The 16,068-nt window shown below is 64.5% G+C and carries 11 protein-coding genes; 9 read left to right on the top strand and 2 right to left on the bottom strand.

Annotated features, from left to right (window positions below):
* The 7 genes from HP546_RS14030 to HP546_RS14000 form a co-directional block, all read left to right on the top strand.
* Nucleotides 1–229: spore coat protein U domain-containing protein (locus tag HP546_RS14030; RefSeq protein WP_172226137.1), on the top strand; the 229-nt coding region annotated here is incomplete at its 5' end.
* A 30-nt stretch (nt 230–259) separates the two neighbouring features.
* Nucleotides 260–796 (top strand): spore coat U domain-containing protein, encoded by a 537-nt coding sequence (locus HP546_RS14025; protein ID WP_172226134.1) that lies wholly within the window; start codon nt 260–262, stop codon nt 794–796.
* A gap of 18 nt (nt 797–814) precedes the next feature.
* On the top strand, nt 815–1,348 hold the full coding sequence (locus HP546_RS14020; protein ID WP_172226131.1) for a spore coat protein U domain-containing protein: 534 nt from the start codon (nt 815–817) through the stop codon (nt 1,346–1,348).
* Between the two features lie 3 nt (nt 1,349–1,351).
* Nucleotides 1,352–1,855, top strand: coding sequence for a spore coat U domain-containing protein (locus tag HP546_RS14015; RefSeq protein ID WP_172226128.1), 504 nt, complete (start codon nt 1,352–1,354; stop codon nt 1,853–1,855).
* 39 nt (nt 1,856–1,894) lie between these two features.
* Nucleotides 1,895–2,671 (top strand): molecular chaperone, encoded by a 777-nt coding sequence (locus HP546_RS14010; protein ID WP_172226125.1) that lies wholly within the window; start codon nt 1,895–1,897, stop codon nt 2,669–2,671.
* Nucleotides 2,672–2,779: 108 nt separating this feature from the next.
* Nucleotides 2,780–5,077 carry a fimbria/pilus outer membrane usher protein gene (locus tag HP546_RS14005; protein ID WP_172226140.1) on the top strand — a complete coding sequence of 766 codons (2,298 nt, stop codon included), beginning with the start codon at nt 2,780–2,782 and terminating at the stop codon, nt 5,075–5,077.
* On the top strand, nt 5,074–6,042 hold the full coding sequence (locus HP546_RS14000; RefSeq protein WP_172226122.1) for a spore coat U domain-containing protein: 969 nt from the start codon (nt 5,074–5,076) through the stop codon (nt 6,040–6,042). Before HP546_RS14005 ends, HP546_RS14000 begins: the two co-directional genes overlap by 4 nt.
* A 42-nt stretch (nt 6,043–6,084) precedes the next feature.
* Here HP546_RS14000 and HP546_RS13995 read toward each other — a convergent pair whose 3' ends face one another.
* Entirely contained in the window at nt 6,085–7,233 is a 1,149-nt protein-coding gene (locus tag HP546_RS13995; RefSeq protein WP_172226119.1) for a carboxypeptidase family protein, read from the bottom strand.
* A 178-nt stretch (nt 7,234–7,411) separates the two neighbouring features.
* Here HP546_RS13995 and HP546_RS13990 point away from each other — a divergent pair, with 178 nt between their 5' ends.
* On the top strand, nt 7,412–11,737 hold the full coding sequence (locus HP546_RS13990) for an NEL-type E3 ubiquitin ligase domain-containing protein (protein ID WP_172226116.1): 4,326 nt from the start codon (nt 7,412–7,414) through the stop codon (nt 11,735–11,737).
* A gap of 86 nt (nt 11,738–11,823) precedes the next feature.
* On the opposite strand, the gene dkgB is transcribed toward HP546_RS13990, so the two are convergent.
* Nucleotides 11,824–12,627, bottom strand: coding sequence for a 2,5-didehydrogluconate reductase DkgB (gene dkgB, locus HP546_RS13985; protein WP_172226113.1), 804 nt, complete (start codon nt 12,625–12,627; stop codon nt 11,824–11,826).
* Nucleotides 12,628–12,874: 247 nt separating this feature from the next.
* Here dkgB and HP546_RS13980 point away from each other — a divergent pair.
* Nucleotides 12,875–16,068: dermonecrotic toxin domain-containing protein (locus HP546_RS13980; protein ID WP_372242433.1), on the top strand; the 3,194-nt coding region annotated here is incomplete at its 3' end.

Genomic DNA, 16,068 nt, shown 5'->3' with positions numbered 1-16,068 from the left:
TGAGGTACGCTTCCTGGCCAGCGATGACGCCAAGGCCCGGCCGATCCCTTATCGCCTGTACCGTGACGCCGCCTGGCGCGAGCCCTTGGCGGTGAACGTGGCGCAGTCGGCGCGGGTTCCGGACAGCGGCTCGGTCGAGCTGCCGCTGTATGCCCGTATCGACAAGCTGGCCTGGGTGCCGAACGCCGGCCGGTATGCCGACCTGCTCAAAGTCACGGTCACCTGGTAGGGACGTCACCATGCACAAGGATGCGACGCCATGAATCGTACCTCGATCCTGCTGCTTACCCTCGGCCCGCTGCTGGTCCCCGGCGGTGCGGCGCATGGCACCAGCACCGGGTTCATCCAGGCGCGGCTGGTGATCAGCGCGGCTTGCCAGATCAGCAGCAACGAGACGCAACCGGCCACCCTGGGCAACCCTGGCCTGCTGGACTTTGGCGAGCGTGGCCCGAACTGGGATCAGCCCTTGCGCAGCCGGGTCGATGAAGTGAGTGGGGAGGGCAGCCTGCAGATCAGCTGCACGCCTGAGGTGCGGGCTTTCAATGTGCGCATCAATGGCGGCCAGAATGGCGACGATGGCGTCCGCCGCCTGAGCAATGGTCGTGAACTGATCCCCTACCAATTGGCGGTCGACCCCGGCGGCAACAGCCGCTACGGCATCGGCCAGGCACGTGCCTTCACCATCAACAGCACCCAGCAGATACCGATCCCCATCTACGGTGTGGTAGTGGCGCAACCGCGCGCGCTGCCGGCCGGGCTGTACCGCGACACCCTCAGGGTGACTCTGGACTGGTAACAACGCAAGGAGACTCCGATGCGAACGAACCTCTCACGCTGCATCCTCGCCGGTCTGGGCCTGGCCCTGGCCTCTCAGGCCCAGGCCGCCACGGTGACCGGGACCATCAGCTCGACGCTGACCTTGATTGCAGCGTGTCAGGTCAATGGCAGCTCGGGTACCTCGGGGCTGAATTTCGGTAGCTTGAACTTCGGTACCCAGGACGCCTTGTTCGGCACTGCCGACGCCCAGGTGCTGGGCGGTACCGGCGCGGCGATGAGCATTCTCTGCTCGGCCGGCACGATACCGGCGATTCGCGTGCGCGCCGGGGCCCACGATGGCCAGTCGACCGGCGGCACCCGCGCGCTGGCAGATGGCGCCGGCAACTTCGTGCCGTACGACTTCTACACCGACTCCGGGCACACGCAGGTGCTGAATATTGACGCCACCATCACCCTACCGACCAGCACCGGTGTGGCGCAGCCCGTCAACCTGTACGGCCAGGCACGGGGCAAGGCGGGGCTGCCGGCCGGGGTCTACACCGACACGGTAGCCGTCGAGCTGTCCTTCTGAGCCATGCGTGCCTGGCTGGCAGGTGGCCTGACCGGCCTTGGCGTACTGCTGGCCGCGCCCTTGGACGCGGCAACCACCAGCACCTTCACGGTGACGGCGCAGATTGCCGCCGGCTGCCTGGTGGTCGGCGGTGTGACCAGTTACGGGGTGCTCAACTACGGCTCGCAGTCGGCGCTGTCCACCGGCATTCTCAGCACCGCCCTGGGCGGCAGCATGGTGACCTTCCAGTGCACGCCGGGCGTGGCCATGAGCATGAGCGTGGACGGTGGCCAGAACAGCGCGAGCGGCACGCGCAACCTCAAACGCTCCAGCGGTACCCAGGTGCTGGCGTACCAGTTGTACCGGGACGCGGCCTACAGCCAGACCCTGGGCATAGGGCAGAGCGTGGCCGTCAGCTATTCCGACCCGACGGCCATCAGGCTGCCGGTGTACGGGCGGGTTCAACTGACGGGCACGCTGCCGGCAGGGACCTACACCGATGTGGTCCAAGTGACGGTGACCTGGTGAAGCCAGCGCCACCAATGACAAGAGTCTAAGGAGAGCTTCATGGGGGCAGGCGCGAAGTGGGCGCGTGGATTGATCGGTTTGTTGTGGCTGGCAAGCCTGCCAGCCGGGGCGGCTACCTCGGTGCTGATCTGGCCGATCGACCCGGTGCTGGAGGCCGACCAGAAAGCCGGGGCCCTGTGGCTGGAAAATCGCGGCACCGCGCCGGCCAACTTGCAGGTGCGGGTGTTCGCCTGGCGCCAGGGTGATTACCAGGAACAGTTCCAGGCACAGCGCGAGATCATCGGCAGCCCCCCGATGGCCAACATCGCCCCCGGGCAGAAGCAGCTGATCCGCCTGACCCGCACCGGCCCTTCGCCGGCCGGTCAGGAGCAGGCCTACCGGATCATCATCGACGAAATCCCGCCCGCCATCCCGGTCGACAAGGCCGAGCCTGGCACCACCGCCGCCATTCGCCTGCAGATGCGCTATTCGGTGCCGCTGTTCGTCTATGGCGAGGGTTTGTGGGGCAAGGCCGACCCCGAGGGCAATCGCAATGCCGAAGGCGTGGGCAAGCCGCAGCTCAGCTGGCAGCCGGTGACGGTGCAGGGCAAGCCTTATGTGGAATTGCGCAATACCGGTCCGGTGCATGCGCGCCTGACCGATGTAGTGGTGCAGCAGGGCAGCCAGGCCAAGCCGCTGGCCGAGGGGCTGCTGGGCTACGTGCTGCCGGGTGCCAGCATGCGCTGGCCTGCACCGGTGGCCCCGAACAGTGGCAGCGTGCTCAAAGGGCGGGTGAACGGGCAAAGCAACGCGGACGCGATCCGCCAAGGCCAATGAGCCAGCGACTGAATGCAGCGCATGGGCCAGGGAGGACCCGGCAATGGTTGGAAACCGTGTGTGAAATGGCTGACGGCGACGACGCGCCGCTGGTGCCTGGGGCTGGCCATGGTTGGCCCGGGGCTGGCGCTGGCCGACGACCTGCCCCCACCGCCCACGGAGATCTCCGCCATCGCCGACGCCACCCTGTACCTCGACCTGCTGGTGAACCAGATGCCCAAGGCTGAGCTGGTACCGGTGCAGCAACGCGCCGGGCAGCTGTACCTGGACAGCGAAGTGCTGCGCGCTGCCGGCGTGTCGGTGCCGGGCAACCCCCTTGGCGAAGTGGCTCTCGATGGCATCCCCGGGTTGCACACCGACTACGACAGCCAGAACCAGCGCCTGCTGCTGCAGGTGCCGCCGGCCTGGCTGCCCGATCAGCAAGTGGGTGACCGCAGCCTTTACCCGCCCAGCGAGGCGCGCAGCAGCTTCGGTGCGCTGTTCAACTACGACCTGTACCTGAACGATACCGATGAGGGTGGCACCTACCTTGCGGCCTGGAACGAACTGCGCCTGTTCGACAGCTGGGGCACGTTCTCCAGCACCGGGCAGTGGCGCCAATCGTTCAACGGTGCGCAGGCCGCCGAAACGCGGCAGGGGTTCCTGCGTTACGACAGCACCTGGCGGTTTTCCGACGAGCAGCGCCTGCTGACCTACGAAGCCGGTGACTTCGTGACCGGTGCCTTGCCCTGGACCAGCTCGGTGCGGGTGGGGGGCCTGCAGCTGTCACGCGACTTTGCGGCACGGCCGGACCTGGTCACCTACCCATTGCCGGCATTTGCCGGCGAAGCAGCGGTACCGACCTCTCTCGACTTGTTCATCAACGGCTACAAGTCCAGCACTACTGAGCTGCAACCAGGCCCTTACACGTTGACCAACGTGCCGTTCATCAATGGTGCAGGGGAGGCGGTGGTGGTCACCACCGATGCCCTGGGCCGGCAGGTGTCGACCACATTACCGTTCTACGTCACCAGCAGCCTGCTGCAGAAAGGCCTTTCGGACTATTCGCTGGCGGCGGGCAGCCTGCGCCGTGACTACGGCGTGCGCGATTTCGCCTATGGCCCGGGCGTAGCCTCGGGCAACCTGCGCTATGGGGTGAGCGACACCTTTACCCTGGAGACCCATGCCGAAACCGCCGAATCGCTGATGTTGGGTGGCTTGGGCGGCAACATGCGCCTGGGCAACTTCGGCGTGCTCAACGCGGCCTTGGCGCACAGTGAGTTCGATGGCGAGAAGGGCCACCAGGTCGCCCTGGGCTATCAGTACAACAGCCAGCGTATCGGCTTCAGTTATCAGCGCCTGCAACGCCACGGTGAATACGCCGACCTGACCCGGGTCGATACCCCGGACATTCAGCTGAGCAAAAGCAGCGAGCAGGTCACCGTCAGCGTCAACCTCAACGAGTACGGCAATCTTGGCGCCGGTTACTTCGACGTACGTACTGGTGATGGCACCCGCACCCGGTTGATCAACCTGAGCTACAGCCGGCCGCTGTGGGGCAACAGCAGCGTCTACCTGTCGGCCAACCGCGAAGTCGGCGACAGCCAGTGGGCGGTGCAGGCGCAACTGGTGATCCCGTTCGACCTGCACGGCACCCTTGCCCTGGGCATCGAGCGCAGCAAGGAAGGCCAGAGCTTGCAGCGCGTCAACTACAGCCGTGCGGTGCCGGTGGGTACCGGCGTGGGTTACAACCTGGGCTATGCAACGGGCAGCGATCGCGATGCCTATCGCCAGGCGGATGCCACGTGGCGGCTGCAGTCGGTGCAGTTGCAGGCCGGGGTGTATGGCAGCAGCGGCGAGATGACCCGCTGGGCCGATGCCAGCGGGTCGCTGGTGTGGATGGATGCCGGGCTGTTCGCCGCCAACCGTATCGATGACGCGTTCGTGGTGGTCAGCACCGAAGGCTACGGCGATATACCGGTTCGCTACGAAAACCAGGAGGTCGGCCGCACCGATGCTGACGGGCACCTGCTGGTGCCGTACAGCAGTGGTTATTACCGCGGCAAGTATGAGATCGACCCGATGGACCTGCCGCCGGATATCCTCGCACCGGAGGTGGAGCAGCGGGTAGCGGTACGCCGGGGCAGCGGCTATCTGCTGGAGTTTCCGCTCAAGCGCGTGCTGGCGGCCAGCATCGAACTGGTCGACACCAGCCAGCACGTGCTCAAGCTGGGCAGCCGTGTGACCCACGAACAGTCCGGGAGCCAGGCCGTCGTCGGCTGGGACGGGCTGGTGTACCTGGAAAACCTCTCGCCCCACAACCGCCTGCAGGTGGAGCTTGAAGGGGGCGGCCAATGCCAAGTGGAATTCGACCTGCCCAAGGCTGAAGGTTCGATCCCCCTGGTTGGCCCGTTGGTGTGCAAATGAAGACCTGGTGGGGCGGGGTGTGGGCGTGTGTCTTGCTGTTGTCGGCGGGCTCGACCTGGGCCAAGTGCCTGGCGGTGCCGACCCTGCCTGTGGCATTTGGCACACTCAACTCGACTCAGGTGCGCACTGTGTCCCAGACGGCGTCTACCACCAATGCAGGCTTGCAGTGTAACGGTACGATACTGAGCGTGCTCAGTAGCGGCGACTCGTTCAAGTTGACCGTGGCGCCGACAACCGGTGGATTGGTCGGGCCCACCGGCGATGTCATCCCTTACACGCTGTATGCCGACGCCACCACCAACTTTCCGATTACCCGCGGCGTAGCCTTTGAATTTGGTCGCACTGGTATCCTCGACCTGCTTGGGCTGCTCAATGGCACACCCAAGGCGGTGCCGCTGTATATGCGCACCCAGATAGGCAGTAACGTCGCTGCCGGGGTGTACTCGGAAACATTGACGATGAGCTGGGCGTGGAATTATTGCGAAGGGATTGCCATCGGCGGGCTGTGCATCGGGCGTGACAACAGTTCAGGGTCACAACCCCTTACGGTAAGCCTGACGGTGACCAACGACTGTCAGATCACTACGCCCAATATCAGCTTCGGCAGCGCGCCGGTGGTGGCAGGTTTTGCCACGGTCAACCAGAGCCTGAGCGTTTCGTGTACCAAGGGCAGCAACTATACGGTGGGGCTGGATGACGGCCAGAACGTCAGCGCTGGGCGCAGGCGAATGAAGTCGGCGGCCAGCAATTACCTGGCCTATGACATATTCAAGAGTGCCGGGACGGTGCGCTGGGGGGCGTCAGGGGCGGCGCGACGCGCGAGCACGGATGCCGATGTCAATCCGGGGCTGGGTACCGGCACGGGCAGCCAGGTATTCAACTACAACGCCAAGGTCTACACCGACCAGGCTACGCCGCCGGCGGCGAGCTATACCGACAGCGTGATTCTGGATGTGCAGTTCTGAACAGCGTTCACCGCGGGCTCGCAACGACCGCGCCAGGCAGGCTCAGCGCAAATCGCCAACCATCTTCGCCAAGGTCTCCAGCACCGCACCGGCCAGTGCCCTGGAGCGTGCTCCGGACCAACCGGCAACCGCATCAGGCGCATCATCATGGTCCTTGAACGGCATTTCCAGGGTCAATGACAGGCAGTCATGAGCCATCCCCACCGCGTTGCAGGCCAGGGTCGTATTAGCCTGCCCCGGCTGATCGCGGGTGTAGCCATGCACGGTCTGGAAGTCGCGGGTCAGGCTGCAGAGGGTGCTGCGGAACTGCTCCTCCAGCTTTGCCAGCCGCGGCGTGTAACCCGGGTTGCCCTCGCAGGCGGCGGTGAACACATGGGGGATTTCTTCGTCGCCATGCACGTCGATGAACGCATCCACGCCGTATTGCTTCATCTGCGCCTGGGCGAAGAACACCTCCGGGCTGAGCTCGACGCTGGCGTCCTGCCAGGCGCGGTTGAGGTCCTTGCCCTTGAAGTTGGTGCGCAGGTGGCCGAGGAAGGCGCCATCGGGGTTCATGTTGGGGATAAGGTACAGGTCGGCCTTGGCCAGCAGACCCTGGATCAGCGGATCGTTGGCTTGCAGGCGGTCGATCACGCCCTCCATGAACCATTCGGCCATGTGTTCGCCCGGGTGCTGCTGGGCAATCAGCCACAGCTTGCGCTTGCCTGCAGCGCCGTCGCCGGCGCGTAGCAGCGGGATGTCGCGACCCTGGACGCTACGGCCGCTGGCCAGCAACTCGACCCCTGGCAACTGGCATGCACGTTCGATCAGCTGGTTGTGACGGGCGCGTGGGTAGGGTTCGAAGTAGGCGAACCAGATCTGCGGCTGTTCTGCCGTTACCTCGAACGACAGGGCGTTGCCGTCGAACTGGCTGGGCACGCGGAACCAGCGCTGCTGGTCGTAGCTGGCCACGGCGTTGTAGCCGCTCCAGGCGTTCTTGTAGGACGAGCCGGAGGCATTGTCGAGGCTGAAGCGATGGACCTGCCCCGGTGTGAGCCCGCTGACCTTGAAGTGAAACCACTGGTAGTGGCCGCTGTGCGTGTCCGGGCGGATGTTCAGGTGCACATCAGCCGGGTTGCTGGCATCCAGCACCTGGATATTGCCAGAGTCGAAATCGCAGTCGATCTGCAGGGGGGACAGCGTCACGGTCATGTGCAGGGCTCCTTTGCGGGCGTTGTTGTAGGGGTACTGTACACCGATTGGCAGGGTTGCTGTGCCTGTGCGTTTTTCTGGATGCGTGCCCGGTGGGAATAGGTGCGCAGACGTATCTACCGCCGCAGTCTTGCCTGGCAGGGTGTGATGGTGCCTTTGCCAAAAACAGAGGCCGAGCATGCCAATCCCCGTACGCCCCACACATTCCGATACTTCCATCGACAACCTGATCGCCAGCCGACTGCCCGTTTGGCTGAAGCAGGCATCAGCCACCCGCCTGCTCGAACTGCATGACTGCCTGCATGAGCAGCAGATCGTGCAGCAACGGGTAAAGGCGCTATTTGCCGGCCTGACGCCGCTGGACGCATTTGCGGCGCCCTTGCTCGAGAAAGCGCTTCTCGGGCAGATTGCGCGGGCACTGGATGTACGCAAGGCCACGCTGCAGTTTCAACTGATCGAGCATGTTCCTGCCGCTCGCCCGGAAGCACCGGGTACCGTCCAAAGGCGCACGCTGCGACACAGCTTGCTGGCCGCCGCGCTGCACAACTTCAGCGATGGCGAAGCCAGGTCGCTGGGTGTAACAGACCAATCGATACTGCTGGGCGCCGACGGCAAAGCCCTGCCCATGACGACCAGGGCCTTCGCCGAGCTCTGCCGCACACTTGACCTTGGCGGGCTCTACCAGGCCTATCTCAAGGCGCACTTGAAGGCGCCGGGGGGCGGCGTTGCGACGCTGCTGGAGCAAGGCCAGCGTCATGCATTTGAAGCGGCCCTGCGCCTGGCAGCCCTGAAGGGCGAGATCCACGAGGAAGCGTTGGTGCAATGCCTGGCGATGATCACTGCTGCGTCAGGGACGGTCTCGCGCATGCGCCCGGCAGCGCTGCGTGTGCTTGGCAAGCGTGTGCGTGGCGCAGCGGCCTTCGAACTGCACCGCGACGGCCTGGGCCTGGGGCGTCTTGAGGGCGTGTTGTGCTGGCTGCCCGACGACCCACACGGCCCGATAAGCTGGCACCCTTCCTGGGACGGGCTGTTCCAGACCCTGGGCCAGCGCTATCGATCGCCAGGCTACCCCGGGTATTTTCAGCGCTTCATCAGCGAGCGTGACCGTGCGAGCTACACCGTGGCATTGAACAGAGCCCTGGCGCAGGGGGCCGTGGAGCTTGATGGGCGTCACGAGGTCATCAGCGAGCCGTTATTCCTGTTCCTGCGCAAGACCCAGCTCGACACCCTGTTCGACGATGCGCAGGTGCTGGCTGTGCCGACGGCGGTGCAGGACAGCGCCGAGCGTGATCGGCGCCTGCATTTCTATGCCGACACCGGTCTGGACCTGCTGGGGCTGGCCAGTTTCTTCGTGCCCGGCCTGGGCCTGCCGCTGCTGGGCATCGCCGCGCTGCAGGTGGTGGATGACGTCTATGAAGGGTATCTCGACTGGCGCTTGGGAGATCGTCAAGGCGCCTTGGAACATGCCTTCAGCGTTGCGGTGAATGTGGCGCAAGCGGCGCTGGCTGCCGGCACTGGCGCAGCTTCGGAGCGCCTGCTGCGCCGCGCGTTGTTTGTCGATGGGTTGGCGCCTGTGCAAACCGCAGAGGGCCACTATCAATTGTTCGATCCCGGCCTCTCGGCCTATGCGCTGAGCGATGACCACACCGCCGTCGGCCAGTACGCCAGGGTCGACGGCCAGGCCCGATTGCGCACGCATCAGGCCGCTTTTCAGGTGATCGGCGACGCGTTCGAGGACCAGTTGCATATCCGGCATCCCCAGCGTGAAGGGGCTTATGCGCCCAGGCTGCGACACTTGGGTGATGGAGCCTGGCGCCATGAACTGGACACGCCGCAGGCCTGGCAGGGCGTCGAGTTGCTCAGGCGTTTTGCCGGTGACCTGGCGGAGGTGGATGAGCAGGCGGCTCACGATGTACTGCAGGCGACGGGCTACGATGACGATCGCCTGCGCCGTTTGCACCTGGAAGAGAGTGCGGCGCCGGCACGTTTGCGCGATGCCCTGCAGCGCCGCCAGCTGCACGCACGATACCCCAGGCTGCAAGGGGCGGCGTTCGAACAGCATTTCATCGAAAAGCAGCGGGTGCTGTCGCCTGGCGCACAGCTGTTGCAGCGTGATTTTCCCGGTCTGACGGCCCGCGGGGCAACGGAAATCGTGCAGCAGGCTGACGAGTTGCTGGTGCAGCGCATGATCGACCGGCAACGGGTACCACTGGGCTTGGCCGAGCAAGCGCGCTGGCTGTTGAGGGACAGCCGACTGGACCGAGCATGTGCCGGCCTGACCATGGCCGAGGCGATCAACGCCGACAGCGAGCGCCTGGCATTCGCGTTGTTGGGGCAATCGGTGAGCTGGCCCGATACCTTACGGGTTGAACTGCACGACGCCGCGCGAGGAGGGCCACTCCTGGCGCAGGTGGGCAGTCCCTGCGCCACTGATGTGCGTGTCATCGTCAAGGGCCAACTCGGTTACCAGGCGTTGGACAATCCTGCGGCGCCGCTGGAGGAGGCGAACAAGCATGGCAGCTTGATGGCGGCGTTACTGCAGCAATTGAGCGACACGCAGCGGCAGGCGCTGGGTGCTGCGGGGCAATCGGCCGGTGAACTGGCGCAGGCGTTGGCCCAGCGAGCCTTCACACGGCGTGATGAGCTGGCCAGTTTGCTGGGCATGGCGCCCGTTCCTGGCCGCGTCCGCCCGCCCGTACGTTTGGGCGATGGCCGGCTTGGATACCCGCTCAATGGCCGTGGAGAAAGCAGCACCGAGTCGCTGCGCCAGGCAATCAGGCGCGTGCTACCCACATTCACCGATGACGATGTCGAGGAGTTCATGGCGTCAGCGGGCCGCCATGGCATGACGCCCTGGGGGCGGTATTTCCACGTGCATGACCAGCTGCGCTTGCTGGAGAACGCCTTGCACGCCTGGCGTCGCGAGTCTGCCAGCCCGGTTCAGGCGGTGCGGCGTGCCTGGGTGGCAAGGGTCATTCGACGCGCCTGGCAGCGGCAGAATCGGGACGCCCACGGCAACCTCCAGCTATTCATCCATGGCTGGCGGATCGGCGCGCTACCGCGTTTGCCTGACGCGGTCGACTTCAGCCACATTGCACGCTTGAGCCTGCGCAACATGAGCCTGCTGGATATCGAGCCTGGTTTCTTGCAGCGCTTCGGTCGGGTGCAGGGCCTGGACTTGCGTGGCAACCTGCTGACCGCAATACCACCCGGCATCGAGCAACTGGTCGAGTTGGTGGAACTCAACCTCTCCGACAACCATATCGCCCTGACCCGTGAGGGGAGCCAACGCATCGCTGCGTTGCAGCGCCTGCAGTCACTGGACTTGCATCGCAATCTGCTTGGCCAGGCCCCGGACGTTCGTACGCTGCGCCGCCTGCGCAGCCTGAACCTGCGCATGACGGGGTTGCAGGCACTGCCCCAGGCGTTACTGGAGTCGCCCATGCTTGTGGTTCTCGACCTGCGCGAAAACGCCATCAGTGAACTATCGGAGCCGGTGCTCGACCTGTTGCAAACCCACATTGGCTTGGTCCATCTGCATGGCAATCCGTTGTCCCCACAAGCCTCGATGCAGTTGCACGCGCGACTCGCACGACGGGCGACAGATGTGATGCCGGCCCGTGATCATGAAGACGTGCTGGAAGATGAGCGCCTGCGTTGGCTCTACGGGGTCAGCCCGGCAGACCAGCCGATTCGTATGGCACAGTGGAGCCGTCTGGCGGAGGAAGAGGGCGCACAGGACCTGTTCCGTTTTTTTGCCGACTTTTCACGCTCCAACGATTTCCAGCGCCAACCTCATGAAATGTGCCGCAGGGTGTGGGGCATCATCGAAGCCTGCGAGTTGAACGGGGAAGTACGTGAAGCCGTGTTTCGCCAAGCCGCCGGCCCGCGTACCTGCGCGGACCAGATGCTGTTGATCCTCAGTACCCTCGAGGTGCGCACGCTGGCCGCCCAGCGTACCGCGGGGTTGCAGGGCGCCTACGCGATGCGGCCTTTGCTGCAGCTGGGGCGGGAGCTGTTCCGTCTGGATCAGGTCGATCGCATTGCCAGCCGGCATATCCAGCAGGCGCGCACGCGCAGTCCAGCCACGCAGGTTGATGATGTAGAGGTGCATCTGGCCTACCGGGTCGGCCTGTCGATACCCCTCGGCCTACCGGGGCAGCCCTCGGAAATGAACTACGTACACGCCAGCGGCGTGAGCAAAGTTGACCTGGAGCTGGCCGAGCGTGAAGTCTGGGCCGCCGAAAGCCGAGGAGCCCTAAGCCGTTCGCTGGCTGAGCGTGAATTCTGGCAACAGTACCTGCAAACCCTGCATGCCGACTGGTTCGAGTCCATGAACGCGCCATTTCATGAGCGGCTGGCGCTTCTTTTCGAGCAGTCCGAACAGTTGACCGACCGGGTGTTCACCGAAGCGATCGAGGCGGTGAGAACCGATCAGTCGGCGGCTGAGCGGGCGTTGTACCTGGAACTGACCCGGCAAGCCTATGACCGGCACCCGAACTGAAGGCGCCCTCACCGAAATGGCGCAATCCGGGAGCAGGCTCGCCCGCGAAGTGGCCGGCTAACCCGTGCTCACAGGAAAAAGGGCTATCAATCCCAGGCAGGCGCCAGGCCGTCTGGGCTGACTTCACGGCCATTACGCTCCAGCGTGGCAATACGTGCCATGTCGTCGGCATCCAGCTTCAGGTCCCGGGCAAGCAGGTTGCTGGCCAGGTTTTCGCGCTTGGTCGATGACGGGATTACCGCATAACCCAGCTGCAAGGCCCAGGCCAGGGCAACCTGGGCGACCGTGGCCTTGTGCTTGGCGGCGATCTCGGCCAGTACCGGGTCTTTCAAGACCTTGCCGTACGCCAGGGTCATGTATGAGGTGACGGTGATGCCTTGTTCCTTGAGGAACGCGCTCAGCTTGGCATTTTGCAGGTAAGGGCTGAGTTCGATCTGGTTGGTGGCGATTTCGCCTTTGCCGACCACGTCGATGGCTTGGCGCGTAAGCTCGATAGTGAAGTTGGAAACACCGATTTGACGGGTCAGCCCCAACTGCTTGGCTTCGGCCAGGGCTGCCATGGATTCAGGCAGGTCCACGCCGTTGCCTGGCGCTGGCCAGTGGATCAGCAGCAGGTCGACATGGTCGGTGCGCAGCTTTTGCAAGCTGTCACGCAAGCTGGGCACCAGCTTGTCGGCCGCATAATTGTCGACCCAGATCTTCGTGGTAATGAACAGGTCGCTGCGCGGCACGCCGCTTTCGGCGATGGCCTGGCCAACTTCGGCTTCGTTCTTGTAGATCTGCGCGGTGTCGATGACCCGGTAGCCCAGCGCCAGGGCCGACTTGACCGAATCGATGACGGCCTGGCCGGTGAGGCGGAAGGTGCCTAAGCCGAACGATGGAATGCTCATGGAAGTGCTCCTGCTGGTTGGCTGAGAATAAACCGCACTCAGGTGTAGCCCGGTGCCAGTTCGAATGACGGCCAGTGTGCGGGTTTTATCGGGATTGATTAAGGCGAGTGGCGCGCAAGGTCTTTTGACCTGAAGACAAAGGTCGAAGCCGCTAAGCTAAAAGCAGCCGGCCGGGTGGTGCAATACCTATCCAGTTCTCAGGCCTCTGGAGTGGTGCAATCGCTGCTTTCGCCGAGAACAGCCAGCGATGCCCAATTCGACATTTTCCCCACACTCTGCCGATGCCCTGATCGCCAGAGGCCTGCCAGCCTGGCTGACCAATGCCTCGCTTGAGCGCCTTGGCACACTGCATGAGAGCCAGCAACGGCAACAGCAGCTACAGCAACGTCTGCACGACAGCCTGGCGCGCATCACCCCGGTGGCGGCGTTTGCCCAGCCATTGCTGCAGCAGGCACTGCAAGCACAACATCAGTTGAACCTGGACGTGCGCCAGGCCCAGTTGCGACGCAGCGTCCTGCAGCGCTTTCCTTCCTATATCGCGCATATTCCAGATGCGCTCAGAAGGCAGGTCTACCAGCACAGCCTGTTGCAATCGGCGCTGCACAACTTTACCGAAGCTGACACCTTCGCCAGCGGGCTAGTGCCAAGGGCTGACGTGCTGGATGGTGACGGTAAGGTGTGTGCCATTTCAGCGTCGGCATTTTTCAAGTTGTGTCGGTCACTCGACGTGGGTGGCCAGTACCAGCGGTACCTGCAGGCACATCTGGTGCCGGGAGGCGAGGCCGACTCGCTGATTGCGCAAGCTGCCCGGACGAACCTTGAAGCGGCGTTGCGGCTGTCGCTCGTCAACGGTGAAATCGCAGAACAGGCCCATGGTCATTGTGCGCCGTTGCTTGCCCTGTGCGCGACGGGCGCTGCTTTGCCCGCTTGGGTCCGCCCAATGCAGCTGCGGGTATTCGGCCAGAAGGTGCGCGGCGCAGTAGCGTTTGAAATAGCCCATCAGCCAGCAGACGGTGAACGTTGCGAAGGGGTCCTGTGCTGGATCCCCGATGACCCTGAAGGCCCATTGACCTGGTACGCGTCCTGGGGTGTGTTGTACCAGACCCTGGGCAAACAGTTCCGTTTGCCCGGCTATGTCGAATTCTTCCAGCGCTTCATCGGCGAGCGGGACCGGGAGGCCTACACGCGTGCCTTGGCCAATGCGTTGAGCAAGCTCGCGGCGGATGCGCCAGTGATGCTGGATGGGCGTCATGAACCTATTGCAACGCCGTTGTTCGAGCACTTGCGGCAACAGCAGGTGGATACCCTGCTGGACAACGCCAAGGTACACGCGGTGCCTACCGCCGAGGTAGACGCGCAGGTGCGTGAAAAGCGCCTGCATTTCTACCTGAGCTTTGCTTTGGACGCCTTGGGCCTGGCGAGCTTTGCCTTGCCGGTACTGGCCTTGCCCTTGCTGGGGATCACCGCATTGCAGGTAGCGGAGGAAGTGTATGAAGGCTATGCCGACTGGCAGCTGGGCGACCGTCAGGCGGCGCTGGAACACTTGTACGCAGTGGCGCAGACCGTGATCATGACGGCTGTCAATGGAGGGGGCGGGGCCGCCGTGAACAGGCTGGCCCGTGCAGTCCATGTTGATGAGCTGGTACCGGTGCACACGGCTCCCGGCAGATTGAAACTGTGTGACCCTGCGCTGCCAGGCTATAGCGTCGAGCACCGGGGGGAGATCGGCCAGCTCGTCAACACGCAGGAGGGCGACTATGTGCGCACGCAGGTGGCGAGCTACCTGACATCGCTGGACCCCGACACTCAACAGCGGCGCATTCGCCATCCGGTGCGCTCCGATGCCTTCACGCCACTTCTGGAGGATAACCAGGCAGGTGGCTGGCGGCATGAACTTGAGCGCCCGCAACACTGGGAGGGCAGCGTAGAACTGTTTCAGGGGCTGGGGCACGATTGGGCGCAACTTGACCCGCAGGCGGTGGCTGAGGTGCTGCGCACCACCGGCCTTGGTGAGGATCAGCTTCGCCGCTTGCACGTCGACCATGCCCCGCCCCCGGCGCGCCTGCAGGATGCCGTGCAGCGGCATCAGCTGCATGCCCGCTCGCCCGGGTTACGCGGTGAGGCCTTCGAGCGACAGTTGCAGGCATTGCAGCCAGCGGCGACCGAGGCCGAAGCCTTGTTGCTTCGGGACTTCCCCGGCCTGTCGGTAAACGGCGCCCGCGAAATCATCGGGCAATCCCCCGAGGCCCTGGTCGATACCCTGCATGCGCAGCAACGCGTGCCGCTGTCCCTGGCCGAGCAGGCCCGCTGGTACCTGCGCGATGCGCGACTGGATCGCGCCTGTGCAGGGCTGGTGCAAGTCGCGGCGATCAACAGCGACACCGAGCAACTGGCCTTGGGCCTGATCGCTTCCAGGGCGCCTTGGCGAAACGTTCGGATCGAACTGCGCAGCGAGTCTGTCAGGGGCGAGATGAGGGCATCGGCCGGCGCACAGTCAGCCGGTGAGGTGCGTACCCTGCTGAAAACCGCCGTGGGTTATCAAGCTCTGGATGCTCATGGGCAGGCGTTGCCCGGTGCCCAGGCCCAGGACAGTCTGTTCAGGGCGCTGCAGCTGCAGCTGGACCCTTGGCAGCAGCGCGTGTTGGGCGAGGCTGGTGAAGACCCTGAAGCGCTCGCTGATGCTTTGGCTGGGTGGGCTCGCGAGCAGCGCGACAGGCTCCCCGCGCTATTGGGTATGGCGCCCGTAGGCCTCGGCTTCAGGCCGCCGCTGCGGCTAGGTGATGGTCGCCTGGGCTATCCCCTGAGCGGCCGCGCAGAGAGCAGCAACGCTGCGCTGCGCCGGGGGCTTCAGCGGTTGTTCCCGCATGACGAAATCGATGTGGACCACTTCGCTGATGCTGCCCGTGGGCTGGGGCTTACGCCCTGGAACCGCTACTTGCAGCTCTGCGAGCAGTTGCAGGCGCTGGACCAGGCGCTGGGGCGCTGGCGGCGCCAGTCGACAGGGCCGCTGCAACTGATCCGGCGGGCGCGCATGGCCCGGCGCATTCGCCAGGCGTGGCAGCGCCGCATTGCCGATGCAAGCGGCGAGTGCGAACTGGTGCTGGATGGCTCAAGGTCAGGGTCGCTGCCAGCACTGCCCGAGACGGTGAGTTTCGACCATGTAACCCGGTTGACGCTGCGTGACCTGGGCCTGGCGACAGTCAGCGAGCGCTTCCTGGGTCGGTTTCCAAATGTGCTGCGGCTGGATTTGTCGGGCAACCACTTGACGGCGGCCCCCGACACCTCACACATGGCCGTGCTCGGGCTGACCGACCTGAGCAACAACCGTATCGTCGAGGTGACCGAAGCGCAGGCCAGGCGGATACGCGCCAACCCTGCCTCGGTACGCTTGCAAGGCAACCCGCTGTCACCGGTTGCGCTTGAGCGATTGGCTGTCGAAGC

Source organism: Pseudomonas sp. CM25, from assembly GCF_013179705.1.
In the GTDB taxonomy this organism is placed as follows: Bacteria; Pseudomonadota; Gammaproteobacteria; order Pseudomonadales; family Pseudomonadaceae; genus Aquipseudomonas.
This window is presented reverse-complemented; position numbering and strand designations above follow the sequence as displayed.

What these genes read in the sequence shown, in the direction of transcription:
- HP546_RS14025 (WP_172226134.1), top strand. Translation starts at nt 260, where the DNA reads ATGAATCGTACCTCGATCCTGCTGCTTACCCTCGGCCCGCTGCTGGTC.
- HP546_RS14020 (WP_172226131.1), top strand. Translation starts at nt 815, where the DNA reads ATGCGAACGAACCTCTCACGCTGCATCCTCGCCGGTCTGGGCCTGGCC.
- HP546_RS14015 (WP_172226128.1), top strand. Translation starts at nt 1,352, where the DNA reads ATGCGTGCCTGGCTGGCAGGTGGCCTGACCGGCCTTGGCGTACTGCTG.
- HP546_RS14010 (WP_172226125.1), top strand. Translation starts at nt 1,895, where the DNA reads ATGGGGGCAGGCGCGAAGTGGGCGCGTGGATTGATCGGTTTGTTGTGG.
- HP546_RS14005 (WP_172226140.1), top strand. Translation starts at nt 2,780, where the DNA reads ATGGTTGGCCCGGGGCTGGCGCTGGCCGACGACCTGCCCCCACCGCCC.
- HP546_RS14000 (WP_172226122.1), top strand. Translation starts at nt 5,074, where the DNA reads ATGAAGACCTGGTGGGGCGGGGTGTGGGCGTGTGTCTTGCTGTTGTCG.
- HP546_RS13995 (WP_172226119.1), bottom strand. Translation starts at nt 7,233, where the DNA reads ATGACCGTGACGCTGTCCCCCCTGCAGATCGACTGCGATTTCGACTCT.
- HP546_RS13990 (WP_172226116.1), top strand. Translation starts at nt 7,412, where the DNA reads ATGCCAATCCCCGTACGCCCCACACATTCCGATACTTCCATCGACAAC.
- dkgB (WP_172226113.1), bottom strand. Translation starts at nt 12,627, where the DNA reads ATGAGCATTCCATCGTTCGGCTTAGGCACCTTCCGCCTCACCGGCCAG.